Genomic DNA, 25,488 nt, shown 5'->3' on the forward strand with positions numbered 1-25,488 from the left:
GATCCGGCCCCACCCTGTCCCGAAAGCCACCCATGTCCGATGCCCGCCCGAACCCGCCTGCCGTCGCGCCCCTCACCGGCCCGCGCGTGGCCGTGATCGGCGGCGGCCCGGCCGGCCTGATGGCCGCCGAGGTGCTGGCCGACGGCGGGGCCTTGGTCGACGTGTACGACGCCATGCCGTCGGTGGGGCGCAAGTTCCTGCTGGCAGGGCGCGGCGGGCTGAACCTCACGCATTCCGAGCCCATCGAGCCCTTTGTCGGGCGCTACGGGGCCAGGGCCGAGGCGGTGCGCCCTTGGCTGAATGCCTTCGATGGGCCTGCGTTGCGCGCATGGGCCGCCGGGCTGGGCGTCGAGACCTTTGTGGGCTCGTCGGGCCGCGTGTTCCCCACCGACATGAAGGCCGCCCCGCTGTTGCGAGCCTGGTTGCACCGGCTGCGCGCGGCCGGCGTGCGGGTGCACACGCGTCACCGCTGGCAGGGCTGGCTTGCGTCAGGCGCGCTGCACTTCACCACGCCGGAAGGCGAGGTGACGGCCACGCCTGATGCGACCGTGCTGGCGCTGGGTGGGGCCAGCTGGGCGCGTCTGGGTTCGGACGGCGCCTGGGTGCCCTGGCTGGCCGAGCGCGGCGTGGCGGTGGCGCCCCTGCAGCCGGCCAACTGCGGCTTCGACGTGGCGCCCACGGCCGAGGGCCGCACCGGCTGGAGCGATTACCTCCGTCAGCGCTTTGCCGGCCAGCCCGTCAAGCCCGTGGTCGCCAGCGTGACGGACGCCGAAGGCCAGGTCCACCGCCAGCAGGGGGAGTTCGTGCTGACCGACAGCGGCATCGAGGGCAGCCTGGTGTATGCCTTCTCGGCGCGCTTGCGCGACCAGATCACCGCGCACGGGCAGGCGGTGTTCACGCTCGATCTGCTGCCCGACCACGACGCGGCGCAGGTACTGGCCGAGGTGAGCCGTCCGCGCGGCCCACGCAGCCTGGCCACCCACCTCAAGAGCCGGCTGGGCATTGCAGGCCTGAAACTGGCCTTGCTGCACGAAATGCTGAGCCCCGAAGAGCTGGCTGACCCCGTCCAGCTGGCTGGCGCACTGAAGGCGCTGCCGATCACGCTGCGGTCGCCGCGCCCCCTCGACGAGGCCATCAGCACCGCCGGCGGTGTGCCGTTCGAAGCGCTGGACGAGCACCTGATGCTGCGCGCGCAGCCCGGTGTGTTCTGCGCGGGCGAGATGATCGACTGGGAAGCCCCCACGGGGGGCTATCTGCTCACCGCCAGCATGGCGAGCGGCCGCGTGGCAGGGCAGGGCGTGCTCGCGTGGTCGGCCGCCGCCAGAGACACATCGCACACCTGCCCCCCTGTTCGGGGCAGATGACCCCGAAGCGTGGGTCAGATCGCACACCACGGCGCGCGCGGCCGTGCGATATTGAAGGCAACCCACGACAGGAGGCCGTCATGATGCTGCTCGACGAAATGCTGGCCCTGAACCTGCTGACACCGGATCAGCACACCGAAATCCGCAGCTGGGTGCGGGGTGCCCGCACGCCCGAGCGGATCATGACCATGCCGGCCCATCTGTGGCGTGCGCTGGAAATGGCGAGCCTGCTGATGGACGTGGACAGCGAGCAAGGGCTGCCGAACTAGCCGCCCTCGCCCGCAAGGCGCGGAAGTCAGGCCGCGTCAACCTGCTTGAGCGCCAGGCGCTTGGCGCGGGCCCGGATGTTGAGGGCCTCGACAGCCAGCGAGAACGCCATCGCGGCGTAGATGTAGCCCTTGGGCACGTGCACCTCGAACGCCTCGGCCGTCAGCGCCATGCCCACCATCACCAGGAAGGCCAGGGCCAGCACCTTGACCGACGGGTGACGGTCGACGAACTCGCCGATCGGCTTGGCCGCAAACAGCATCACGCCCACGGCGCAGATCACGGCCGCCACCATCACGCCGATCTGGTCGACCATGCCGACGGCGGTGATGACCGAGTCGAGCGAGAACACGATGTCGATGATCGCGATCTGGCCGATGGTGGCCCAGAACAGACGCTGGCCCGCGGCTTTCAGCACGGCCGGGTCGGCGGCCGGGGGGCCGTCTTCTTCGCGGGCTTCGACCTCCACGAAGATCTCGTGAGAGGCTTTCCACAGCAGGAACAGACCACCGCCCAGCAGCACGAGGTCACGGCCGCTGATGCCCTGGTTGAACACGTGGAACAGGTCTTCCTTCAGGCCCATCACCCAGCTCAGCGAGAACAGCAGCGCCAGGCGGGAGAGCATCGCGAAGCCCAGGCCGAGCCGGCGGGCCTTGTCACGCACGTCTGCGGGCAGGCGACCCACCAGAATGGAGATGAAGATGATGTTGTCCACGCCGAGCACGATTTCCAGTGCGGTCAGCATGGCGAAGGCGATCCAGATATTGGGGTCGAGCAGGAAGTCCATGGGTTCTTATTTGAGCAGCGAGGGCGACATGCCTGCGCGAAAGCCGCAAAGAATAGCCGCCATCGGGATGAATGAGAAATCGATATTCTGCGGAAGAAACTTCGGAAAAATCGATGTGTTTGTCAGAGCGCGCAACGGCGGCGCGGGAGCCGACCATCAGCCCCGGCAATGCTGCACGAAGATCATGAAGCACAGAATCGAGCGCGACAAGACCGACATGCTGGCCCGCGGTTTTGACGAGGTCATTTCACCGGGCTGACCGGTGGGGCCGTGCGGGGCATGGGGGCACGCCCCATGGCGTAGCATCGGTCTTTTCTCAGTTCCCTCTCGCAAAGGCCCGCATGAAAGCAATCTGGAACGGCGTCGTCATCGCCGAAAGCGACGACATCGTCACGCTCGAAGGCAACCACTACTTCCCGCGCGAGGCCCTGAACGAGGCCTTCGCGACCTTCAGCAACCACCGCAGCAGCTGCGTGTGGAAGGGGCAGGCGCGGTGGTTGAGCCTGTTCGTGAACGGCGAAATGAAGCCCGACGCCGTGTGGTTCTACCCCGAGCCCACCGAAGCCGCGCAGGAGATCAAGGGGCGCGTGGCCTTCATGCCGGGCGTCGAGATCTCCGACTGACGCCCGGGGGATGCAGCGGGTGGGGGCCGCGCAGGCCTCACAATGGACTCACAAAGCTGGTCGCGATCCCGTGTGGCCCTGGAGATTCCCGTGGTCCGCATCGAACTGTCCGTTGACCTGCAATACGAGGTGACCCCGCCGGGGGCCGACTTCATCTTCAACATCCATGGCGCACACACCCGCTGCCAGGTGATTCGCAGTGAGCGGCTCGACATCAGCCAGCCGCTGCTGCCGCAGATCTTCACCGACCCGGTCAGCCACAACCGCTACCTGCGGCTGGGGGCCGCCGCCGGCCCGCTGAAGGTGAGCTACAGCGCGGTGGTCGACCTGCATCACCACCTGTGCGCGCCCGAGCTGATTGCCGAGACGCCGGTGGCGAGCCTGCCGCCCGAGGCCCTGGGCTACATCTACCCCAGCCGTTACTGCCAGTCCGACCTGATGGGCGCCCGGGTGATGCGCGAGTTCGGGCAACTGCCGCAGGGCCATGCCCGTGTGGTAGCCATTCAGAACTGGGTGCGCCAGCACGTGCGCTTCGAGGGCAACACCACCACCAGCGCCACCTCGGCGATGGACACGCTCAACGAAGGCCGCGGGGTGTGCCGTGATTTTGCCCACCTGATGATCGCGCTGTGCCGGGCCCTCAACATCCCGGCGCGCTTTGCCACTGGCATCGACTTCGGGGCCGACCCGGCGCTGGGGCCGACCGACTTCCACGCCTATGTCGAGGTGTTTCTCGGCGGGCGCTGGTACATCTTCGACCCGTCTGGCACGGCCATTCCGATGGGTTTCGTGCGATTCGGCACCGGGCGCGATGCGGCCGACGTGTCGTTCGCCACGATCTTCGGCTCGGTGCAATCGCAGCCGCCGGTGATCCATGTGCGGGCCCTGCTCGACGGCGAGGGACTGTGCGAGATGCCGCGGCACCGCACCGAGGCGATCTCGACCGACGCGCCGGCGCATTGGGGGTGAATCGCCGCTGGCCCCCTGAACGGCGCGCGATCCCGGATAATCGCGCATGAACACCTTTTCTTCGCCGGCCAACCCGGCGACCCCGGCGTCGGCCCATCCGGCCACGCCCGCCGCCGTCAGCGGCCCCTCCTTCCAGCAACTGCCCCTGTCGGAGGCCATGCAGGCCAACCTGCAGACGCTGGGCTATCTGGCCATGACGCCCATCCAGGCGGCCAGCCTGCCGCTGGCGCTGGCCGGCAAGGACCTGATCGCGCAGGCCAAGACCGGCAGTGGCAAGACCGTGGCCTTCGGCCTGCCCCTGCTGACTTCGCTCAACCCGCGGCACTTTGCCGTGCAGGCGCTGGTGCTGTGCCCCACGCGGGAGCTGGCCGACCAGGTCACCACCGAGATCCGCCGCCTGGCGCGGGCCGAAGACAACATCAAGGTCGTGACGCTGTGCGGTGGCAGCCCCATCCGGCCGCAGCTGGCCAGTCTGGAGCACGGCGCCCACATCGTGGTGGGCACGCCCGGCCGCGTGCTGGATCACCTGGCACGCGAAACGCTGAACCTCGATGCCCTGAAGACGCTGGTGCTGGACGAGGCCGATCGCATGCTGGACATGGGCTTTGCCGAGGACATCGCGCAGGTGGTGGCGCATGCCCCGAAGCAGCGCCAGACGCTGCTGTTCTCGGCCACCTACCCCGAGGGCGTGGACAAGCTGGCGCGCCGCTTCATGCGTGATCCGCAGGAGGTGAAGCTGGCCGAGCGCCATGACACGTCGCGCATCCGCCAGCGCTTCTACGAGGTCAAGGATTCGGAGCGCCTGCACGCTGTGGGCCTGCTGCTCGATCATTTCCGCCCGGCCAGCACCATCGCGTTCTGCAACACCAAGCAGCAGTGCCGCGACCTGGTGGACGTGCTGCAGGCGCAGGGCATCGTCGCACTCGAACTGCATGGCGACCTCGATCAGCGTGAGCGCGATCAGGTGCTGGTGCGCTTCGCCAACGGCAGCTGCAGCGTGCTGGTGGCGACCGACGTGGCCGCGCGCGGGCTCGACATCGCCCAGCTGGAAGCGGTCATCAACGTCGACATCACGCCCGACCCCGAGGTGCACACCCACCGCGTGGGCCGCACCGGCCGCGCCGGCGAATCGGGCTGGGCCTTCAGCCTGGCCAGCATGGACGAGATGGGCCGCGTGGGCCGCATCGACGAGATGCAGGGCCGTGCCAGCGAATGGCACCCGTTGAGCGAGCTGACGCCCTCGACCGAGCGTGGGCCACTGCGCCCGCCGCGCGTGACCCTGCAGATCCTCGGCGGGCGCAAGGAAAAGATCCGCCCGGGCGACGTGCTGGGCGCGCTCACCAAGGACCTCGGCTTCGATGGCGCACAGATCGGCAAGATCAACGTCAACGAGTTCTCGACCTATGTGGCCGTGGACCGGGCCATTGCCGACAAGGCCTTGAAGGGCCTGCAGGGCGGCAAGGTCAAGGGCAAGTCGGTGAAGGTGCGGGCGCTGTAATCGACGGCCGGGCGGCCAGCGTGCCGCGGCTCATGCTGGCGCGTCCTTCCGTGCGCCGGCCTGTACCTCCGCCAGCCACGCGGACAACTGCTGAATGTCCACCGGCTTGACGAAGTGGCGGGCAAAGCCCGCCTGGTGCGCCGCCTCGATGTCGGCGGGCTGGCCGTAGCCGGTGACGGCTGCCATCTGGGCCGCTTCCATGCCGGGCAGGCGGCGAAGCTCGGCCGCCAGCTGCCGGCCGTCCATGTCGGGCAGGCCGATGTCCAGCAGGCAGACCCCGGGCTGCATGACCCGGGCGGCTTTCAGCGCGTTGAAGGCCGAGTCTTCGACGTGCGCCTGGTGGCCGATGGCCTGCAGCAGCATGGCCAGCACCGAGGCGGCATCCTGGTTGTCGTCGACGATGAGGATGCGGGTGGCCGCCTCCGCTTCGTGCGCCATCGCGCCCGTCGGGTCCATGCTGTCCGCGCTTCCTGGAACCCGCGGCAGGGTGATCCTGAACTCGCTGCCCAGGCCGACCCCGGCGCTGCTGGCGATGACCTGGCCGTGGTGCAGCTCGATCAGCCGCTTGACGAGGGCCAGGCCCAGCCCGAGTCCGCCCTGGCTGCGGTCGGGCGTGCGTTCGCCCTGGGCGAACAGATCGAAGGCGTGGGCCAGCAACGCCGGTGACATGCCCTGGCCGTTGTCCTGCACGGCGACCTCGACGTGTTGCGCGGTGCACGCGACCGTGACCGTCACCTCGCCGCCCACGGGCGTGTACTTCGCAGCGTTCGACAGGATGTTGGCAAAGACCTGCACCAGGCGCTTGCCGTCGCCCATCACGACGGGCAGCTCCGGCGGCGTGGACACATGGAGGCGGTGCTGGCGCGCTTCCATCAGCACGCGCGTCTGCTCGATGGCCTCGGTCAGCACGCGGCGCAGGTCCACGCGTTCGCACTCGAGCACGACCAGGCCGCGGGTCACGCGCGACACGTCCAGAAGGTCGTCGATCAGTTCGCGCATGTGGCCCGCCTGACGGCCGATCACCTCGGCCAGCTTGCGCACCCGGTCGGCGTCGTCGGCCACCAGGGGCAGCAGCGAGGCCGACGAGGTGATGGGCGCGAGCGGGTTGCGCAGCTCGTGGGCCAGCATGGCGAGGAACTCGTCCTTGCGGCGGTCCATGTCCCGCAGCGATTCCTGCGCCGCGCGCTGCTCGGTCACGTCGGTGTTGGTGCCGAACCAGCGCACGACCTGCCCCTCGTCATCCCGGATGGGCACGGCGCGGGAGAGGAACCACCGGTACTCGCCGCTGCGAGCGCGCAAAGGGAAGGTGTCTTCCCAGACTTCGCCGTTCTCGAAATGCCGTTGCAGCTTGTCGGCCACGCGCTCGACGTGGTCGGGGTGATGCAGCTGCCGCCAGGCCCCGTTGCGCAGCGTCTCTGCTGTCGCGCCGGTGTAGTCCAGCCAGCGGTTGTTGTACCAGTACACCTCGCCGTGGCGGTCGGCCATCCACGCGAGTTGGGGCAGGTTGTCGGCCAGGGCGCGGAAGCGGGCCTCGCTGTCGCGCAGGGCCCGCTCGGCTTCGACCTGCGGCGTGATGTCGATCTGGGTGACGACGGCGTTGACGATGCGGCCGTCCTCGTCGTGGATGGGCCGCGCCCGCAGCAGAACGGTCTTGCGCTGTGAGGAGCCGAAGGCCTCGATCTCGACCAGATCGTGCATGACGTGCTCACCCTGAAGCGCGCGGGCCAGGGCCCACTCGTGCGGCTGCACGGGCTGGCCGTGGCGCTCGCTGCCGTCGGCCCACCAGCCCTTCCACGCGCGGTACTCCGCCACGCTGCGGGACATCGGGTGCTCGCCCCAGAGGTGGTTGTTCTCGGCGCTGCTCAACAGCAGTGCACCGTCCCGGTCGGCCAGGTAGATGCCCACGGGCGCGGCCGCCATCACCGCTGCCATCTGCTTTTGCTGCAGGGCCAGGCGCCGGGCTGCCGACAGGGCCTCGGCTTCGCGCTGGCGGAGTCGCTCCTCGGCCTGCTTGCGCTCCGAGATGTCGATCACGAACGCCAACAGCTCTTCCGTGTCCCCGCCGAACTGCGTGCACGCCAGCATGACGGGCACGCGGGTGCCGTCCGGCCGCAGGTACTCCTTCTCGTACACCGATGAGACGCCTTGCGCGCGGACCTCTTCGATCGCCTTGGCGTCCTGGGGCAGGTGCTCGGGCGGCGTGAGTTCGTCCCAGCGGATGCGGCCCGCCTGCAGCTCGTCCGACGTGCGCCCGATGATGCGGAGGAAGGCCTCGTTGGCGTCCAGCAGCTGACCGGACGAATCGCCCGTGACGACCCCGATCGGGTTGCGCGCAAACATCCGGCGGAAGCGCTCTTCGCTTCGCTCCAGGGCCTGCTGGTCGCGGTGCCGATGGGTCACGTCGCGGAAGAACACCGACACGCCGTTCGGTGAGGGATAGGCATGGCACTCCAGCCACTTGTTCAACGGGGCGGGATAGAAGGCCTCGAAGTGCTCGGCCTGCTGGGTCTGCATGGCGCGTCGATATGCGGGCCCGAAGTTCAGCGCTTCGGCCTCGGGGTAGAGGTCCCAGACGACCTGCCCTACCAAGCTATCTGGCGCGACGCCGAGGAGGTCGGCGCCGGCGGCGTTCAGGTAGGTGCAGCGCCAGTCCGTGTCGATGGCGGCCAGGCCGTCGGTGATGCTGTTGAGGACCTCGCTGAGGCGGTCGCGGGAGGCGCGCAATTCGGCCTCCAGCTGCTTGCGTGCCGTGATGTCCCGCGAGATGCCGAGCAGGCCGACCACCTTGCCCTGGCTGTCTCGATACGGCACCTTGCGGGAGGCCCATATCCGGACGGTCCCATCGGGGAGCGGCACCGTTTCCTCGACCTCTTCGGCCACACCGGACAGCATGATGCGCCGGTCGTTCGCCATGACGAGCTCGGCGGCCGCGGCATCTCCCAGAAACTCGCGGTCGGTCCGCCCGACCACCTGCCTGCCTGGTTTCCCGATCAGGGCCAGCGCCGCGGGATTGGCGTACAGCATGCGCCCCGCACGGTCCTTCGCGTAGATGACATCCGAGGAGGATTCGAAGACGGCCAGCGAGAGCGCAGACAAGTCTGGCGGCTGACCAGTGAAGTCCGGCGTGACCGAGCCCGGTATGTCATGGATTTCCATGTCGCGATGTCCGTGTGCCACAGGTCGCGTCCAGGAAAGGTCCTTGACTCGATGCCGGTTGGGTGGGCGATATCGCGATTCTCCTCCAAAGGCGACCACGGGCAAGGTCAAGCGCAGGTCGGTGCCGGCGCGGGAGCTGCATACCGGCGCCGGCGCAGGCCCCCGACCAGGCCCAGCCCCGCAAGGGCCATCCAGGCGGCCTGGCTTTCCGGCACTGGCGTGGCCTGCACGGTCAGCCGGTCGATCACCAGCCCGAAGTCGCCGTTGTAGCCGGCCTCTGCGGCCTCGTACGCCAGGGTGCCGGGCTCGAAGACCGCGACCACGCGGAAGCCGAAGCCGGGCTGGTTTGCCACGGCCGGCAATGCGGCAGACACGTCGAAACTGGCCGAGAACCACTGGTCGGCCGCGGCCACGCCGAAGGTGGCCACGTCGGTCCACGAGATGCCGTCATCGGCGGTGGCCTGCGTCAGAAACCATTTGTTGCCGCTCGGCTGCGTCTTGTAATCGAACGACAGCGTCAGCTGCTGGTATCCGACCGAGGAGACGCGCCCCTCGAACCCGGCCGTGCCCGACAACGTGCCTTGTGCCGGATAGCCGCCGACGGACCAGCCGCTGTCGAGCGGGAAGCCGGCCGGGTCGATTGGAGAGCCGGAAGTGAACAGGCTGCTCGTGCCTCCCGTCAGCGACAGCGTGCCGGCACCTTCGGACGGCGTGAGCGAGCCCGTGTTGACGAGTCCGTCGTCGCTGTTGAAGTCCCAGCGGGCCAGGGTCGTGGTGGCCATGGCAGGGAGCGTGGACAGGCAGAGGGTGAGGGTGGCGAGCAGCGGTTTCATGGTCGTCCCGGAGGTTTGTGCGTGGTGGAAGCCATTCTCGAGTGTGGGCCGGTGGTCACCCATCCCCAGAAATGATCCCTACTGCCAGAGCGGTCGGGTGGCTTCGCGCATGACGTGCTGCTGACACGCCCCCGGTGCCCTTCTTGCAGGGCGTTTTCACGCAGGCAGCGCGCGCTCCAGCAGTTCGCGCACAGCCAGGCCCCGCGTGTCGATGCTGCCGACCACGCTGCCCCAGCGCTCGCCCAGCCGCGTGGCGATGAAGGCATCCGCCACGAAGCCGGGCGCGTGCTGCCGCAGCAGGCAGGCCTGCGCGGCGACGGCCAGGCGCTGGGTCAGAACGCGGCCGAGGGCCTCGAGCTGTGCGGGATCGGTCTGCAGCAGGGCCTGCAGCGCGCGCAGCTCCTGAACCAGCGCCCGGTCGTCGTGCGCCATCTGCAGCAGGTCGTCGAGCAGGGCCTGCGCCGAGGCGGGGTCCTTGGCGATCGCGCGCAGCACATCCAGGCACATCACGTTGCCCGAGCCTTCCCAGATCGAGTTGACCGGCGCCTCGCGGAACAGGCGGCCCATCTGGCCGTCCTCGACGTAGCCGTTGCCGCCGAACACCTCCATGGTTTCGCCGGTGACCTCGACGGCGCGCTTGCAGACCCAGAACTTGGCGGCCGGCGTCATGATCCGCTTCCAGGCCTTGTCGAGCGGCGTGTCGTCACGCTCGTAGGCCTGGGCCAGGCGCGTCATCAGCACGACGTTGGCCTCATTCTCCAGCGCCAGGTCGGTCAGCACCGATTGCATCAGCGGCTGGTCGGCCAGCAGGCGGCCGAAGGCACGGCGCCGGCGTGTGTAGGCCAGGCTCTGCACGAGGCCCTGGCGCACCATGCCCGCGCTGCCCACCACGCAGTTCAGCCGCGTGTACGTGGCCATTTCGATGATGGTGGGGATGCCGCGGCCCGGCTCGCCCATCAGCACGCCGTACGCGTCCTTGAACTCGACCTCGCTGCTCGAGTTGCTGCGGTTGCCCACCTTGCTTTTCAGGCGCTGCACCTCGACCGCGTTGCGCGTGCCATCGGGGCGCCAGCGCGGCACGAAGAAGCACGAGGGGCTGCCGTCCGGGGTCTTGGCGACCACCAGGTGGGCATCGCACATCGGCGCCGAGAAGAACCACTTGTGGCCGCGCAGCGTGAACTCGCGGTCGGACGTGCCGATGGGCGTGGCCTGCGTGGTGTTGGCCCGCACGTCGGAGCCGCCCTGCTTTTCGGTCATGCCCATGCCGATCCAGATGGATTGCTTCTGCGCCAGCGGCAGGTCGCGCGGGTCGTAGGCGGTGCTCATCAGCAAGGGCAGGCAGGTGTCGCGCAACAGGGGCTCGCGCGCCAGCAGCGGGATGGCGGCCTGGGTCATCGTGGCGGGGCACAGGGTGCCCGCTTCCACCTGGGTGTGCAGGTAGAAGCCCGCCGCCCAGGCCGTCCAGCGGCCTCGGGCCCCGCTGGCGAAGGGCAGGGCGATGAGGCCCTGCTCGCGGTACATCGCCATCAGCGCGTGCCAGCTGGGGTGGAAGGTGACCTGGTTGATGCGGCGGCCGCGCGCATCGAAGGCCTTGAGCTCGGGCGTGTGGCGGTTGGCCTCGTCACCCAGTGCGAAGGTGTCGGCCTGGCCGAGCCGTGCGGCGTACTGCGTCAGGTCGGCGGTAAAGGCCTGCGCGCCGGCACGCTCCAGCGCGTCCAGCATGGGGCGGTCGGTGGTGAGCAGGTTGTAGTCCGTCCACTCGTCGAACTGGTTGCTGACTTCGTGTGTGCGCCAATCCATGCTTGTCTCCGGCTTGCTTCATGATCGGGGCCTGCACACCGCGCATCCCACCGATCGGGCTTGTTGTCATGGCAAAAATTCTAGGAAAGGCGACCGAGTCAGGTGTTCGGCTTTCGGGCCCCACGCGCCGCAAGCCGCGCCAGCAGCGCGCGCACCTGAGCTCCGAGGCGCTGCAGGAGGCCTTTGTTCGGGTTTTGATGGACAAGGGCTACGCGAAAGCGACGATCCGCGAGATCGCGGCGGTGGCCGGTGTCGGCATCGGCACGTTTTACGACTACGTTGCCAACAAGGACGCGCTGGCGGCCCTGACGATCCACATGCACGTCAAGCAGCTCGCCATCGCGATGGCGGCGTGTGCCGAGCGGCACCGTGGCGTGCCGACGCAGGTGCTGGCGGCTGCCCTGATCGATGATCAGGTCGATCGCATCCTGAGTGACATCCCGCGGTGGGCCGAGCTGTTCGTGCTGGAGCGCCAGGTGTCGAGCCGCACGGCCTACAGCAAGCACTACGAGCAGTTCGTGTCGCTGTGGCAGCAGGCGCTGGCGTCGGCCAGCGACGCCATGCCGGTGGCGCTGCAGCCGCTCAAGGCGCGGATGATCCACGCCATCGTCTATGGCTGGATGACGCAGAGCCTCATCACCCAAGGGCCAGCGGTGGATGGCGAAGCCTTGCGGGATGAGGTGAAGGCGGCGGTCAGCGCATACCTGCGCGGGGGCTGACCGCCACGAGGCCGATCAGAAGAAGGCCTGGATGCCCGTCTGGGCGCGGCCCAGGATCAGCGCGTGGATGTCGTGCGTGCCTTCGTAGGTGTTGACCACCTCGAGGTTGACGAGGTGCCGTGCCACACCGAACTCGTCGCTGATGCCGTTGCCGCCCATCATGTCGCGCGCCAGCCGGGCGATGTCGAGCGCCTTGCCGCAGTTGTTGCGCTTCATGATCGAGGTGATCTCGACCGCGGCCTTGCCTTCGTCCTTGAGGCGGCCCAGGCGCAGGCTGCCCTGCAGGCCCAGCGCGATCTCGGTCTGCATGTCGGCCAGCTTCTTCTGGATCAGCTGGTTGGCCGCCAGTGGCTTGCCGAACTGTTTGCGGTCGAGCACATACTGGCGTGCGCGGAACCAGCAGTCTTCGGCCGCGCCCATCGCGCCCCACGAGATCCCGTAGCGTGCGCTGTTCAGGCAGGTGAAGGGGCCCTTGAGGCCACGCACCTCGGGGAAGGCGTTTTCTTCCGGCACGAAGACGTCGTCCATCACGATCTCACCGGTGATGCTGGCACGCAGCCCCACCTTGCCGTGGATGGCCGGCGCGCTCAGGCCCTTCCAGCCTTTCTCCAGCACGAAGCCGCGGATCTGGTCTTTGCCGTTCTCTTCACACTGCGCCCACACCACGAACACGTCGGCAATCGGCGAATTGCTGATCCACATCTTGCTGCCGCGCAGCGTGTAGCCGCCGTCCACCCGGGTGGCGCGCGTCAGCATGCTGGCCGGGTCGGAGCCGTGGTTAGGCTCGGTCAGGCCGAAGCAGCCGATGAATTCGCCCGTGGCGAGCCTGGGCAGGTACTTGCGCTTGGTGGCTTCGTTGCCGAAAGCGTGGATGGGCACCATGACCAGCGAGGACTGCACGCTCATCATTGATCGGTAGCCGCTGTCCACGCGCTCCACCTCGCGCGCGATCAGGCCGTAGCTCACGTAGTTCAGGCCGGCGCCGCCGTACTCGGCCGGGATGGTGGGGCCGAGCAGGCCCAATTCGCCCATCTCGCGGAAGATGGCCGGGTCGGTGCGCTCGTGCCGAAAGGCCTCGAGCACGCGGGGCAGCAGCTTGTCTTGCGCATAGGCGCGCGCGGCGTCGCGCACCATGCGTTCCTCGTCGGTCAGCTGGTCGTCCAGCAGCAGCGGGTCGGCCCAGTTGAAGGTGGCTTTGTTCTGGCTCATGTCGTGATCCGGTGGTGATGCTGGGACGTGCCCGCTTCAGGCGGCCAGTGTGGCGTCGGCCTGCTGGCCCAACGCGATGAAGCGCGCCAGGTGGTGGTCCTCGTCGCCCAGCTGGTGGTCGATCATGATGAGGCGCTTGGCGTAGTGCGGCAAGGGCAGTTCCCAGGTCATGCCGATGCCGCCGTGCAACTGGATCGCCTCTTCGGCCACCAGGGTGCCGATGCGGCCGATGCTGTACTTGGCGGCCGACAGTGCGCGTTCACGCTCGGTGCGGTCGGGGTTGTCCAGCGCCGCCGCGGCGTTGATCACGGCCGATCGGGCCTGCTCGATCTCCAGCAGCACGGTGGCCATGCGGTGCTGCAGCGCCTGGAAGCTGCCGATGGGCTTGCCGAACTGCTTGCGGGTCTGCAGGTAGTCGATGGTCTGGCGCTTGGCCACTTCCATCGCGCCCAGGCTCTCGGCGCACAGGGCCACGATGCCGCGGCCGATGGCGTGCTCCAGCGTGGCCAGGCCCTGGCCTTCTGCGCCCAGCAGCGCGGTGGCCGGCAGGCGAACCTGGCTCAGCGTCACTTCAGCCGCGCGGGTGCCGTCGATGTTGGTGTAGGCGCGCAGCGTGAGACCGGGGGTCTGCGACGGCACGATGAACAGCGAGATGCCGTCCGCGTCGGCCACGTTGCCGGCGGTGCGGGCCGACAGGATCAGCGTGTGAGCCTGGTCGGCGAACGGAACCACCGCCTTGGCACCGTTCAGGACATAGCCTTCGGCATCGCGGGTGGCGGTGGTCGAGACATGGTTCGGTGCGTAATAAGCGTCGGCCTCTTCATGGGCCAGCGTGGCGACCAGGCTGCCGTCGATCAGACTGGCCAGTTGCTCGCGCTGGGCGGCGTTGCCGGCGTGGGCCAGGGCGCTGCCGGCCAGCACGGCGCTCGCCAGAAAGGGCTCGACCACCAGGCCGCGCCCGAGCGACTCGAACACGACCGCCAGGTCGAAGCCGGTGCCGCCAAAGCCGCCATCCGCTTCAGAGAACAACGCGCCAATGGCGCCCAGCTCGGCGAACTGCGCCCAGTGGCTGGCGCTGTAGCCCGTGGGCGAGGCGGTGATGGCGTGGCGGGTGTCGATCGGGTACTGCTCGGCCACATAGCGGTCCAGCAGGTCGGCCAGCATGCGGCGGTCTTCGGTGTGGATGAAGTTCATGTGCGCCTCCGAGCTCACAGGCCCAGGATCATCTTGGAGATGATGTTCTTCTGGATTTCGTTGGAGCCGCCAAAGATCGACAGCTTGCGGTTGTTGAAGTACTGCGCCGCGGCGTAGGCGGCATCGCGCGGGCCGACGCGGGCATCGTCCTCGGCACCGCCCTCCAGCGCCTCGGGCAGGAAAGGCAGGGCATACGGGCCCATGGCGCGGCGCGTCAGGGCATTGATCTCCTGGCGGATCTCGGTGCCCTTGATCTTCAGCATCGAGCTTTCCGCGCCAGGCGCACCCCCGCCGGCCACCGCGGCGATCACGCGCAGGTTGGTGGTCTTCATGTTCTCCAGGTCGATCTCGACCTTGGCCAGGCGGGCTGCGAACAGCGGGTCCTGGGCCAGCGGGCGGCCGTTCTTCATCACCTTCTGCGCAATCACCTTCAGGCGTGCCAGCGCGGCCACCGAGAAGCCCACGCCCGCAATGTTGGTGCGCTCGTAGGTCAGGAGGTACTTGGCGCAGGTCCAGCCCTTGTTCTCTTCGCCGACCAGGTTCTCGACCGGCACCTTCACGTCGGTGAAGAAGACCTCGTTGACCTCGTGCTCGCCGTCCAGCGTGATGATGGGGCGCACTTCGATGCCCGGGCTGGTCATGTCGATCAGCAGGAAGCTGATGCCCTCCTGCTGCTTGGCTTCGCGGTTGGTGCGAACCAGGCAGAAGATCATGTTGGCGTGGTGGCCAAGCGTGGTCCAGGTCTTCTGGCCGTTGACGATGTAGTGGTCGCCCTGGCGCACGGCGCTGGTCTTGACCGAGGCGAGGTCGGAGCCGGCGCCGGGCTCGGAGTAGCCCTGGCACCACCAGTCCTCACCGCTGAGGATGCGCGGCAGCCAGTACCGCTTCTGCGCTTCGTTGCCGTACTTGATCAGCACCGGGCCCAGCATGTTCACGCCGAAGGGCACCGTGCGGGGGCACCACGCCAGCGCGCATTCGTTTTCGAAGATGAACTTCTCGACGGCATTCCAGCCGGTGCCACCCCATGCCTGGGGCCAGTGGTTGGCCAGCCAGCCCTGGGCATGGAGGATGGCGTGCCATTCTTCGTAATCGGCCTTGGTCAGGTGCTGGCCGTGGCGCACCTTGTCCGTGAGGCGGGCCGGCACCTTCTCGGCGATGAAGCGGCGCACCTCGGCGCGAAAGGCCTGCTCTTCGGGGGTCAGGTTCAGGTCCATGGGGTCGTTCTCGGTTGAGGGGCTTCAGAAGATTTCGAAGAGGCCGGCGGCGCCCATGCCACCCGCGATGCACATCGTCACCACGGCCCACTTCACGTTCGGGTTCTGCGCCTTGCGGCGGCGGCCTTCCAGCAGCACGTGGCCCACCAGCCGCGCACCGGTCATGCCAAAGGGGTGGCCGATCGAGATGGCACCGCCGTTGACGTTCAGGCGTTCGTCGGGGATGCCCAGGCGCTGCTGGCAGTACACCGACTGCGATGCAAACGCCTCGTTGAGCTCCCACAGGTCGATGTCGTCGACCGTGAGGCCGTGGCGCGCCAGCAGCTTGGGCACGGCAAACACCGGGCCGATGCCCATTTCATCGGGCTCGCAGCCGGCCACGGCCATGCCGCGGAAGGCACCCAGCGGCTGCAGGCCGTGGCGCTCGGCCTCCCGGCTGTCCATCAGCACGCAGGCCGAGGCGCCGTCGCTCAACTGCGAGGCGTTGCCCGCGGTGATGAACTGTTCGGCGCCCCGCACCGGCTCCAGCTTCGCGAGCGATTCGTAGGTGGTGCCTGGGCGGTTGCAGGTGTCGTGGTCCACCGTCACGTCGCGGTGCGACACGGCCTTGGTGTCCTTGTCGACCACGGCCATCGTCGTGGTCACCGGGATGATCTCGTCGGCATACCGACCGGCTGCCTGGGCTTCGGCCGTCTTGCGCTGGCTCTCCACCGAGAAGCGGTCCTGGGCCTCCCGGCTGATGCCATATCGCTGCGCCACGATGTCGGCGGTCTCGATCATCGTCATGTAGAGCGCCGGCTTGTGCGCCTGGATCCATGGGTCGATGCCGCTGTCGCCGTCTTCACGGGTGCGGATGCCCGAGATGCTCTCGATGCCGCCGGCGATCATGGCCGGGGCACCGTCCACGATGATGCGGCTGGCGGCCATGGCCACGGCCTGCAGGCCCGATGCACAGAAGCGGTTGACCGTGGTGCCGGCGATCGACAGCGGCAGGCCCGCGCGGAGCACGGCCTGGCGGCCGATGTTGCGGCCGGTGCGGCCTTCGGGGTAGCCGCAGCCGAGGATGGCATCCTCGATCAGGTCGGATTCGATGCCGGCGCGGTCGACGGCCGCCCGGACGGCGAACGACGCGAGGGTGGGGCCGGGCACGATGTTGAACTCGCCGCGGTGCGACTTGGTGAGCGGGGTCCGTGCGGTGGACACGATGACGGCTTCACGCATGGGGTTGTCTCCTGAAATGAGGTCGGGTCAGCCGTGGTTGAGGCTGTCGAAGTTCTTGCCTTCCTGCACCAGCCTGACCAGCAGCGGGGCCGGTTGCCAGAACAGCGGGTCTTCTTTGGCAAACGACTGGATGTCGGCCAGGATCTGCGGCAGGCCGACGAGGTCGGCGTACTTCATCGGGCCCCCCTTGTGGCGGGGGAAGCCGTAGCCGTGCACCAGCGTGACATCGACGTCGAGCGGCCGCAAGGCAATGCCCTCTTCGACCACCCGGGCGCCTTCGTTGACCATGGCGGCCACATAGCGGCGCTCCAGCTCTTCGCGGGTGAAGGGGCGCGGCGTCACGCCGGCCTTGGCGCGCTCTTCGGCGATGAGGGGCTCGACGGCCGGATTGGGCTTGCCGCTGCGGCTGCCGGCTTCGTACACATACCAGCCCTGGCCGGTCTTCTGGCCGAACCAGCCGCGCTCGCACAGCCGGTCGGCAATGTGCACGTAGCGGGCCTTCGGGTCGCGGGTTGCGGCACGGCGCTTGCGCGTGGCCCAGCCGATGTCGCCCCCGGCCAGGTCGCTCATCTCGTACGGGCCCATGGGGTAGCCGAAGGCGCGCACCATGGCGTCGATCTCGAACGGCGAGGCCCCGTCTTCCATCATGTGGTCGGCCGCCGTGCGGTACACGGCCAGGATGCGGTTGCCGATGAAGCCGTCGCACACGCCGGCGCGCACCGGCACCTTCTTGAGCTTCTTGGCCAGCGCAAAGCCGGTGGCGACCACGTCGGCGCTCACCTTGGCGGGCACCACGATCTCCAGCAGCTTCATGATATTGGCCGGCGAGAAGAAGTGCAGGCCGAGGACATCCTGCGGGCGCGAGATGCTGCCTGCGATCTCGTTGATGTCCAGGTAGGACGTGTTGGTGGCCAGCACGGCACCGGGTCGGCAGACGCGATCCAGCTCGGCAAACACCGCCTTCTTCACGGCCATGTCTTCGAACACCGCTTCGATCACCAGGTCGGCATCGGCGAGCGCGTCGTAGTGCGTCGAGCCCTGGAAGCGCGTCAGGATGGCGGCCTTGCCCTCTTCGGTCAGGCGGCCCTTGGCCATGGCCCCGTCGTACACCTTGGCCACGCGCGACTGGCCGAGGGCCAGGGCCGCGTCATCGCGCTCGATCATCGTCACGTTCAGGCCCGCATCCAGCAGGGACACGGCGATGCCGGCGCCCATGGTGCCGCCGCCGATCACGCCAACCTTCTCGAAGGGGCGGGGCTTGGCCGACTGGGTCTCGGGCGACTTGGTGACTTCACGCTCGGCAAAGAACAGGTGGACCAGGCCGGCGCGCTGCGGACTGTGCAGGCACTGCGTGAACAGGTCGCGCTCGGTGGCCAGGCCGTCGGCAAAGGGCTGGTCCAGCGCGGCCTGCACGCAGTCGACGATCTTGCTCGGCGAGAACAGGCCCTTCTTCTTCGCCACCTCGGCGCGGGCCGCGTCGATCGCGGCCTGTTGCGCAGCCCGGTCGGCCAGCGCCGCAGTCTGTTCACCGGTGCGGCGGATCGGGGCGCCGTCGGCCAGCAGGCTGCGGGCGTAGGCCACGCCTTCAGCGGCGATGTCGTTGCTGGTCGCAATGTGGTCGATCAGGCCCAGGCGCAGCGCTTCCTTGGCGCTCGCGTGGCGGCCGCTGAGCATCAGGTCGAGCGCGGCGGCGGCGCCGATCAGGCGGGGCGCGCGTTGGGTGCCGCCCGCGCCGGGAAGCAGCCCCAGGGCGACTTCGGGCAGCCCCACCTTGGCGGTGTCGACGGCCACGCGGTAATGGGCTGACAGCGCGATCTCCAGGCCGCCACCGAGCGCGGCGCCATGGATGGCCGCGATCACCAGCTTGTCGCTGGCTTCGATCTGGTTGCAGACCTCGGGCAGCGAAGGCGCCTGGGGCGGCTGGCCGAACTCGCGGATGTCGGCGCCGGCGATGAAGTTGGCGCCCGAGCCCGCGATCACGATGGCGTGCACGTCGGCGTCGTGGCTCAGTTCGGCAAAGGCCTGCTGCAGGCCCTGGCGCACCGCGGTGCTCAGCGCGTTCACCGGCGGGTTGTGCAGGGTGACCAGGGCGATGGCGCCGTCGCGTTGGACGCGAACGGCCGGGAGGGAGTCGGTATGGGCGGGCATGGCCTCATTCTTGGCACCGGCTCTGTTCTTGACAATCCGGGGTGGCATTGACAGACTGTCAAGCACTTTTTGACAATCGACCCGTGCTGCGATGGATCTGCAAGCCCTCACCCTGCTGGTCGAGATCCTCGATGCCGGCAACCTCAGCGAGGCCGCCCGGCGGCTGAAGATGAGCCGGGCCAACGTCAGCTACCACCTCAACCAGTTCGAGCGGTCGGTGGGGCAGCAGCTGGTGCGCCGCACCACCCGCCGCATCGAGCCCACCGAGATCGGCCTGCGCCTGTACGAGCATGGCCGCGCCATCCGCGACGAACTGACGGCCGCGCGGGATTCGGTGGCCGCGCTGAGCCAGCATCTGCAAGGGCGCGTGCGCCTCAGTGTGCCCAGCGGCTATGGGCAGCTGGTGATGTCACCGTGGCTGATCGACTTCAAGCGTGCCCACCCGGGCGTCGTGCTCGATGTGGTGTTCGAGAACCGCGTGGTCGACCTGCTGCGCGACGAGGTCGACATTGCCGTGCGCGTGATCAGCGACCCGCCCGAGAACCTGGTGGCCCGCGACATGGGGCCGGTGCGTTATGTGGCCTGCATGACGCCAGCCTATGCCGAGGCCCACGGCGTGCCGCATGCGCTCACGGACCTGGCCGAGGCCCCCGTGATCACGTCGGCGGTGGTGGGGCGCGAGCTGCGTCTGGCCGCCACGCTGCATGGCGAGCGCCACGAGGTGCCGCTGCGGCCCACGCTCACGTCAGAGAACTTCCTCTTCCTGCGTGAGGCCATCGTGGCCGGTCTGGGCGTGGGCATCGTGCCCGATTACGTCGTGCACGACGAGGTGACGCGCGGCCATGTGATCACCGTGCTCGACGACTGGAAGCTGCGCATCTTCGGCATGCGCATGCAGATGCTCTACATGCCCAACCGCCATCACACGCGGGCGGCGGCCACGTTCATCGAGTTCATGCTGGGCCGAGCGCGGCAGGCTCAGGACGACACCGAGCCGGCCTGACTGGCCGTGGTTTACGCCAGCCACTCGATGCCCGGCAGCTGCGCACATTCAGTGCGGATGATCTGCGCCATGTCCTGCATGTAAGGCCGATTGGCCAGCGCCTTCGGGCACACCGCGTGCAGCTCGCTCCACAGGCCTTTGGGGCCGATGCGCACGGCCTGCACATAGTCGTGCTGGAGGTAGCTCTGCAGCCCCCAGCTGGGCAGGGCGGCCACGCCGCGGCGGCTGGCCACGAGCTGCACGATGGCCACGGTGAGCTCGGCCGTGCGCCGCGCGGGGGCCACGCCAGCGGGCTGCAGCACCTCGCGGATCAGATCGATGCGCTGCTCCGGCACCGGGTAGGTGATCAGCGTCTCGTCGGCGAAATCGCGCGCGCTCAGGCTGCGCTTGTGGCGCAGGGGATGGTCGTTGGCCACCACGGCCAGGATCTCGAAGCGGAACAGCGGCTGCACCGACCACGGCCGCATCGCACGCGGCTTCGAGCCAATCACCAGGTCGGCCTTGCCCTCCTTGAGCAGGGCCAGCGGGTCGGCGTGAAAGCCCGCCACCAGATCGACCTCGACCTCGGGCCAGCGTTGGCGGAAGGTGTGCATCACCGGCATCAGCCAGTCGAAGCAGGTGTGGCATTCGAGCGCAATGCGCAGTTCGCCCCCGGTCTGGCCTTTCAGGCGCTGCAGGTCGCGCTCGGCGGCATCCACCTCGTTCAGCACCGTGCGCGCCAGGGCCAGCAGCCGCTCGCCCGCGGGTGTGAAGCGCAGGCCTTCACGCGTGCGCTCGAACAGTGTCAGGCCGTGGTGGTCTTCCAGCGCGCGGATCTGGTGCGACAGCGCCGATTGGGTCAGGTGCACGCGCTCGGCGGCGGTGGTCAGCTTGCCGGTGTCGGCAATGGCGGCAAGCGAGCGGAGGTGGCGCAGGTCGAGCATGAGCCGGATGATCGCATGGCGCGCTTCTCATGCGCTGGATTCATGCCCGGATGCTCAGGCCAGTGTCTTCAGCAACCACGCATTCAGGTCCTCGACCTCCTCCATGCACAGGCTGTGTCCCATGGGGTAGGTGTGCCAGTCGACCGTGTGGCCCAAGGCACGCAGCCGGTCGCGCGCAGCCGCGCCGCGGGCCGGCACCACCACGTCGTCGTCATCGCCGTGCGCCAGGAAGATGGGCGTGCTCAGGTTGGCCGCGTGCCGCTCGGCCTCGGTCGTGTCAGGCAGCGGCAGGTAGCCCGACAGCGCAGCCAGCCCAGCCAGTCGCGCCGGGTAACGCAGCCCCGCCAACAAGGTCATCGCACAACCTTGCGAAAAGCCCATCAACACGATGCGTTCGGCGGGCACGCCTCGCGCCATCTCGCGGTCGATCAGCGCCGCAATCTGCGTCTGTGACGCACGCAGCCCCGGCTCGTCTTCAATGCGACCGCCGCCCGGCGTGGCGATGATGTCGTACCAGGCTGGCATCACGTGTCCATTGTTGATGGTGACGGGCCGCACCGGCGCATTCGGCATGACGTACCGCACCGGCCCCACGGCCGACAGGTCGAGCGCGCGGCACAGTTGCAGAAAGTCGCTGCCATCGGCGCCCAGGCCGTGCAGGATGATGAGCGTGGCGCGCGGGGCGTCGGCGGGGTTCAGTTCAAGCGTCTCGAGCATGCTGCCTAGAATAGCGCCCCCCGATCCCCTTGTGGGACAGACCGAAAGAAGCCCCAGATGGACATCATCGTCAAAGAGGAACTGCGTGCCTACATCGACCCGCTGACGCCTGAAGAGCACGATGCGCTCGAGCGCAGCATCCTGGCCGAAGGCTGCCGCGACGCACTGGTGCTGTGGGGCAATGTGCTGGTCGATGGGCACAACCGCTACGGCATCTGCAGCAAGCACGGCATTCCGTTCCAGACGGTGCAGAACCCGCGGTTCAAGTCGATGGAGGACGTGCACCTGTGGATGATCGACCAGCATCTGGGGCGGCGCAGCGTGTCCGACTTCCAGCGCGGTGTGCTGGCCCTGCGCAAGAAGGCCATCCTGCAGGCCCGTGCCGAAGCGGCGGCCCAGCCGGCCGATGCCGCACCGCAGGGTGATGTGAGCGGCGCACAGCCGGACAGCGCTGCACCTGTGGTGATGACCGAAGAAGAGCGTGCCGCTGCCGAAGCGCTGGCCAGCCGCGAGGCCCTGGCGCGGGCCGCCCGCATCAGCCCGACCACGGTGGCCCAGATCGAGAAGATTCAGAAGCACGCTGCGCCCGAGCTGGTCGAGGCCGTCAAGCAGGGCACGATCTCGATCAATGCCGCCGCCACGGTGGCCACGCTGCCGATGGAAGAGCAGGTTGCCGCGGCGGCCGGCGGCCGCAAGGAGCTGCAGCAGGCCGCACGGCAGGTGCGCGAGGCGCGCCGCCAGGCCCGTGAAGGCCGCCACGCCGAGGTCAGCGAGATGCTCGAAGGCGATGCGGGCCAGCCGGCGTCGCAGGCCGCGCCGTGGGAGGCCATCGACGCGGCCGACGACGGCCCGCGCCCCGGCGAGACCCCGGAGGAGACCATCGCCCGCCTGGTCGAGACCGTGCGCACCCTGCGCAACCAGAACGCCATGCTGGCCGCCCGCGTGACGGCGCTGGAAGGCTGACGTCCGCGACTCAGACAGTGCGGGGCGCCGGGTTGCCGAACACCAGCGCGCCGTCGTCGAGGCCCGCCAGCCGCAGGCGCCAGCGGTCGAGCAGCGCGTTGTCCGGTGTGCGCCACGGGCCCTGGTCGCCTGCCTTCGGAAAACAGTGCAGGTTGCGCAGCACGTAGCCCGGCTGGAAGTCCAGCCGCCGGTCGGTGCGCAGGTCGTTCGGTGCGCGGGGCGTGCATTGCCGCAGGCCGGTGCCACGCAAGTGGCGCAGCACGCGCACCACCTGTTCGGTGGCCAGCTCGGCGCGCAGCGTCCATGAGGCGTGCGTGTAGCCGAAGGCATAGGCGAAGTTCGGCACGCCGGCCAGCATCATGCCGCGGTGGCTGAAGGTGCGGCGCAACACCACGGGCGAACCATTGACGCTCAGCGTCATGCCACCCAGGGCCAGCAAGTCCAGTCCGGTGGCCGTCACGATGATGTCGGCGGGTAGGTGCCGGCCCGAAGCCAGCGTCACGCCGTCGGGCGTGAAGCGGTCCACCGTGTCGGTCACGACCTCGGCACGGCCTTCGCGCAGGGCGGTGAACAGGTCGCCGTCGGGGGCCAGGCACACCCGCTGATCCCACGGCCGGTAGTGCGGTGTGAAGTGCACCAGCAGATCCTGACGGGGGCCAAGCGCCCGGGCCACACCGCGCAGCAGGTGGCGCCGCACGGCCTCGGGCCAGCGGCGCGACAGGCGATGCACCAGCACCTGGCGGGCCGCGCGCGCCAGGCGGATGAGCCGGCCTGCCAGCGGGGCGGGCAGCCGCCGCGTGAGGTGCCGGGCCAGCGCGCTCTCCCCCGCGCGCACCTCGACGTAGGTCGGCGAGCGCTGCAGCATCGTCACCTGGGCCCCTTGGGCAGCGAGAGCGGGCACCAGCGTCACGGCCGTGGCGCCCGAGCCGATCACCACCACCCGCTGCCCGGCCACCGCCAGGTCCTGCGGCCAATGCTGCGGGTGCACGATGCGGCCGGTGTAATCGGCCTGTCCGGGCCAGGTCGGTGTGTGGCCCTGGTCCATCCGGTAGTAGCCGCTGCAGGCGTACAGAAAGCGGGCCTGCAGCGTGCGGCACGTGCGCTCGGGGCCGATCTCCACATCCACGTGCCACAGCGCGGTGGTGTCGTCCCAGCGGGCGCCCACCACGCGGTGCTGCAGCCGGATCAGGCGGCCGAGGTCGTGTTCGGCAATCGTGTCGTCCAGGTAGCGCCGGATCGCCTCGCCAGAGGCCGTGCGGTGCGCACCCTGCCAGGGTCGGAAGCGGTGGCCCAGTGTGTGCATGTCCGAATCCGAACGCATGCCGGGATAGCGGAAGAGGTCCCAGGTGCCGCCCGGCGCATCGCGGGCTTCGAGCACGGCCAGGCGCAGGCCGGGCAGTTCACGCTGGAGGAGGGCGGCGGCGCCGATGCCGGAGAGGCCGGCGCCGACGATCAGCACATCAAGGTGCTCGTGGTGCATGCAGAAGGAGCGTGGTGACAGGGATGCGGATTGTCGTGCGGATGCGGCACACTGGCGGCGGTCTCGGCCGTGATCGGAGTTGCATTGATGTCTGTTGCCTCGCGCCCGGTGTGGCGCCGTCGTGTCGTGTGGGTCGCTCTGGCGTGCGTGGCCGTTGGCGTGCTGGCCTGGATGCGGCTCAAGCCGCCGGTGGTCGATGCCGTGCCGGTCGAGGCCCGGGCGCTGGTGCGCACACTGCAGTTCACCGGCCGCGTGAAGACACCGGCCCGCGTGGAGGTGGGCGTGACGGTGACGGGCCGCGTGGCGAGGGTGACCGTCGACGAGGGTGATGCTGTGGTGGCTGGCCAGCCGCTGATCGAGTTGGAGACCGATGAGGCGCGTGCGGCCGCCGAGCAGGCCCGCGCCAGCCTGGCCCAGGCCGAGGCCCGACGTGAAAGCCAGGCCACGCTGGCACTGAGCAGCGCCGAGGCGGCCCTCGGGCAGGCCGAAGCCACGCTGCGTGCGGCCGAGCGTGAGCTGACCCGCACGCAGGAGCTCGTGGCCCAGCAGTTCTACAGCCAGTCCCGGCTGGACGAGGCACGGCGGGCGGCCGATGTGGCGCGGGCCCAGCGTGATGCGGCCCGCGCGCAGGTCCAGGCCAACCAGCGCAGTGGCGCCGAGCGCGGTGCGGCGGTGGCGCAGGTGGCCACGGCCCAGGCGGCGCTCGCCGCCGCAGAGGCCCGTCTGGCGCAGCTGGTGGTGCGTGCACCGGCGGCTGGGCGCGTGCTGCTGCGCAACGTCGAGCCCGGCCAGATCGTGCAGGCCGGCAAGGGGCTGCTGACGCTGTCCGTGCAGGGCCCGACCGAATTGGTGGCGCCCGTCGACGAGCGTTTCCTGGGCCAGCTGCAGGGCGGCCAGGTCGCGCGCGTCCGCGCCGATGCCTATCCTGAGGCGCCGTTCGACGCCCGCCTGGTGCGCCTGGCCCCGTCGGTGGACGCCCAGAGCGGGGCGGTGGAGGTGACCTTTGCGGTGCAGGGCGCCTTGCCAGCCTTCCTGCGCGAAGACATGACGCTGTCGATCGAGGTGCGCACGGGGGCCCGCCAGGGGGCCCGCGCGGTGCCGCTCAAGGCCTTGCGCGACACGGCCGCAAGCTCATCGGGTGAGCGAGCCACGGTGCTGGTGGCCAAAGACGGCAGGGCGGTTGCGCGCGAGGTCGTTCTGGGGCTGCGCACGCTCGATGCTGTCGAGGTGCGCAGCGGGCTGAAGGACGGCGATCTGGTGCTGCTCGACCCGAATGTCGAGCCCGGCCAGCGGGTACGCGCACGCCCGGTGCCTGTGCCATCTGCCGGGCGCGCCGCGGGCGGCTCCAGCGGGCAAGGGGCGGCGCAGGCCCTGTCCTCGTCCGTTGCCCGCTGAGGTCG

22 protein-coding genes are annotated in these 25,488 nt (G+C 69.1%); 10 read left to right on the forward strand and 12 right to left on the reverse strand.

All coding sequences use genetic code 11. From position 1 onward, the window contains the following. The first annotated feature begins 32 nt into the window (after nt 1–32). Together Q0Z44_RS01085 and Q0Z44_RS01090 are read left to right on the forward strand one after the other, a co-directional pair. A complete protein-coding gene (locus Q0Z44_RS01085) occupies nt 33–1,364 on the forward strand; it encodes a TIGR03862 family flavoprotein (RefSeq protein WP_298008932.1) in 1,332 nt (443 codons plus the stop codon). Between the two features lie 80 nt (nt 1,365–1,444). Beyond that, entirely contained in the window at nt 1,445–1,633 is a 189-nt protein-coding gene (locus Q0Z44_RS01090) for a hypothetical protein (protein WP_298008936.1), read from the forward strand. Nucleotides 1,634–1,659: 26 nt separating this feature from the next. Here Q0Z44_RS01090 and Q0Z44_RS01095 read toward each other — a convergent pair whose 3' ends face one another. After that, complete coding sequence (locus Q0Z44_RS01095) at nt 1,660–2,418, reverse strand: TerC family protein (protein ID WP_298008939.1); 759 nt, start codon at nt 2,416–2,418, stop codon at nt 1,660–1,662. Here Q0Z44_RS01095 and Q0Z44_RS01100 point away from each other — a divergent pair. From Q0Z44_RS01100 to dbpA, 4 genes are all read left to right on the forward strand, one after another. Next, complete coding sequence (locus Q0Z44_RS01100; protein WP_298008943.1) at nt 2,417–2,677, forward strand: hypothetical protein; 261 nt, start codon at nt 2,417–2,419, stop codon at nt 2,675–2,677. The genes Q0Z44_RS01095 and Q0Z44_RS01100 overlap by 2 nt on opposite strands. An 82-nt stretch (nt 2,678–2,759) precedes the next feature. Next, nucleotides 2,760–3,041: a DUF427 domain-containing protein gene (locus Q0Z44_RS01105; RefSeq protein ID WP_298008946.1), complete on the forward strand. Its 282-nt coding sequence runs from the start codon at nt 2,760–2,762 to the stop codon at nt 3,039–3,041. A gap of 90 nt (nt 3,042–3,131) precedes the next feature. Beyond that, entirely contained in the window at nt 3,132–4,010 is an 879-nt protein-coding gene (locus Q0Z44_RS01110) for a transglutaminase family protein (protein ID WP_298008949.1), read from the forward strand. A 46-nt stretch (nt 4,011–4,056) separates the two neighbouring features. Beyond that, nucleotides 4,057–5,508: an ATP-dependent RNA helicase DbpA gene (gene dbpA / locus Q0Z44_RS01115; RefSeq protein WP_298008952.1), complete on the forward strand. Its 1,452-nt coding sequence runs from the start codon at nt 4,057–4,059 to the stop codon at nt 5,506–5,508. 30 nt (nt 5,509–5,538) lie between these two features. Here dbpA and Q0Z44_RS01120 read toward each other — a convergent pair whose 3' ends face one another. The 3 genes from Q0Z44_RS01120 to Q0Z44_RS01130 form a co-directional block, all read right to left on the reverse strand. Then, on the reverse strand, nt 5,539–8,664 hold the full coding sequence (locus Q0Z44_RS01120) for a PAS domain-containing protein (RefSeq protein ID WP_298008955.1): 3,126 nt from the start codon (nt 8,662–8,664) through the stop codon (nt 5,539–5,541). 107 nt (nt 8,665–8,771) lie between these two features. Beyond that, nucleotides 8,772–9,446 (reverse strand): MYXO-CTERM sorting domain-containing protein, encoded by a 675-nt coding sequence (locus Q0Z44_RS01125; RefSeq protein WP_298008958.1) that lies wholly within the window; start codon nt 9,444–9,446, stop codon nt 8,772–8,774. Between the two features lie 207 nt (nt 9,447–9,653). Next, a complete protein-coding gene (locus tag Q0Z44_RS01130; RefSeq protein WP_298008961.1) occupies nt 9,654–11,297 on the reverse strand; it encodes an acyl-CoA dehydrogenase family protein in 1,644 nt (547 codons plus the stop codon). A 68-nt stretch (nt 11,298–11,365) separates the two neighbouring features. Between Q0Z44_RS01130 and Q0Z44_RS01135 the strand changes: the two genes are divergently transcribed. Then, complete coding sequence (locus Q0Z44_RS01135; protein WP_298008964.1) at nt 11,366–12,016, forward strand: TetR/AcrR family transcriptional regulator; 651 nt, start codon at nt 11,366–11,368, stop codon at nt 12,014–12,016. A 15-nt stretch (nt 12,017–12,031) separates the two neighbouring features. Here the strand turns inward: Q0Z44_RS01135 and Q0Z44_RS01140 are convergent, their stop codons facing one another. Genes Q0Z44_RS01140 through Q0Z44_RS01160 form a run of 5 tightly spaced genes read right to left on the reverse strand, consistent with a single transcriptional unit; the run spans nt 12,032 to nt 19,002 of the window. Beyond that, complete coding sequence (locus Q0Z44_RS01140; RefSeq protein ID WP_298008966.1) at nt 12,032–13,225, reverse strand: acyl-CoA dehydrogenase; 1,194 nt, start codon at nt 13,223–13,225, stop codon at nt 12,032–12,034. Between the two features lie 36 nt (nt 13,226–13,261). Continuing rightward, nucleotides 13,262–14,419, reverse strand: coding sequence for an acyl-CoA dehydrogenase family protein (locus Q0Z44_RS01145; RefSeq protein WP_298008969.1), 1,158 nt, complete (start codon nt 14,417–14,419; stop codon nt 13,262–13,264). A 14-nt stretch (nt 14,420–14,433) separates the two neighbouring features. Continuing rightward, complete coding sequence (locus Q0Z44_RS01150) at nt 14,434–15,633, reverse strand: acyl-CoA dehydrogenase family protein (protein ID WP_298008973.1); 1,200 nt, start codon at nt 15,631–15,633, stop codon at nt 14,434–14,436. A 24-nt stretch (nt 15,634–15,657) separates the two neighbouring features. Next, a complete protein-coding gene (locus Q0Z44_RS01155; protein WP_294635637.1) occupies nt 15,658–16,854 on the reverse strand; it encodes an acetyl-CoA C-acyltransferase in 1,197 nt (398 codons plus the stop codon). 27 nt (nt 16,855–16,881) lie between these two features. Next, nucleotides 16,882–19,002, reverse strand: coding sequence for a 3-hydroxyacyl-CoA dehydrogenase NAD-binding domain-containing protein (locus tag Q0Z44_RS01160; protein ID WP_294635636.1), 2,121 nt, complete (start codon nt 19,000–19,002; stop codon nt 16,882–16,884). Between the two features lie 91 nt (nt 19,003–19,093). Between Q0Z44_RS01160 and Q0Z44_RS01165 the strand changes: the two genes are divergently transcribed. Continuing rightward, on the forward strand, nt 19,094–20,005 hold the full coding sequence (locus Q0Z44_RS01165) for a LysR family transcriptional regulator (RefSeq protein ID WP_294635635.1): 912 nt from the start codon (nt 19,094–19,096) through the stop codon (nt 20,003–20,005). 11 nt (nt 20,006–20,016) lie between these two features. Here the strand turns inward: Q0Z44_RS01165 and Q0Z44_RS01170 are convergent, their stop codons facing one another. Together Q0Z44_RS01170 and Q0Z44_RS01175 are read right to left on the reverse strand one after the other, a co-directional pair. Then, entirely contained in the window at nt 20,017–20,928 is a 912-nt protein-coding gene (locus Q0Z44_RS01170) for a LysR family transcriptional regulator (RefSeq protein WP_298008978.1), read from the reverse strand. 54 nt (nt 20,929–20,982) lie between these two features. Beyond that, nucleotides 20,983–21,645: a prolyl oligopeptidase family serine peptidase gene (locus Q0Z44_RS01175; RefSeq protein WP_298008980.1), complete on the reverse strand. Its 663-nt coding sequence runs from the start codon at nt 21,643–21,645 to the stop codon at nt 20,983–20,985. A gap of 57 nt (nt 21,646–21,702) precedes the next feature. Here Q0Z44_RS01175 and Q0Z44_RS01180 point away from each other — a divergent pair, with 57 nt between their 5' ends. Then, nucleotides 21,703–22,608, forward strand: coding sequence for a hypothetical protein (locus Q0Z44_RS01180; RefSeq protein WP_298008983.1), 906 nt, complete (start codon nt 21,703–21,705; stop codon nt 22,606–22,608). A gap of 10 nt (nt 22,609–22,618) precedes the next feature. Here the strand turns inward: Q0Z44_RS01180 and Q0Z44_RS01185 are convergent, their stop codons facing one another. Beyond that, complete coding sequence (locus Q0Z44_RS01185) at nt 22,619–24,088, reverse strand: NAD(P)/FAD-dependent oxidoreductase (RefSeq protein ID WP_298008986.1); 1,470 nt, start codon at nt 24,086–24,088, stop codon at nt 22,619–22,621. 87 nt (nt 24,089–24,175) lie between these two features. Here Q0Z44_RS01185 and Q0Z44_RS01190 point away from each other — a divergent pair, with 87 nt between their 5' ends. Beyond that, nucleotides 24,176–25,483: an efflux RND transporter periplasmic adaptor subunit gene (locus tag Q0Z44_RS01190; RefSeq protein ID WP_298008989.1), complete on the forward strand. Its 1,308-nt coding sequence runs from the start codon at nt 24,176–24,178 to the stop codon at nt 25,481–25,483. The last annotated feature ends 5 nt before the right edge of the window (nt 25,484–25,488 follow it).

This window comes from uncultured Aquabacterium sp., assembly GCF_947366995.1.
In the GTDB taxonomy this organism is placed as follows: domain Bacteria; phylum Pseudomonadota; class Gammaproteobacteria; order Burkholderiales; family Burkholderiaceae_C; genus Aquabacterium.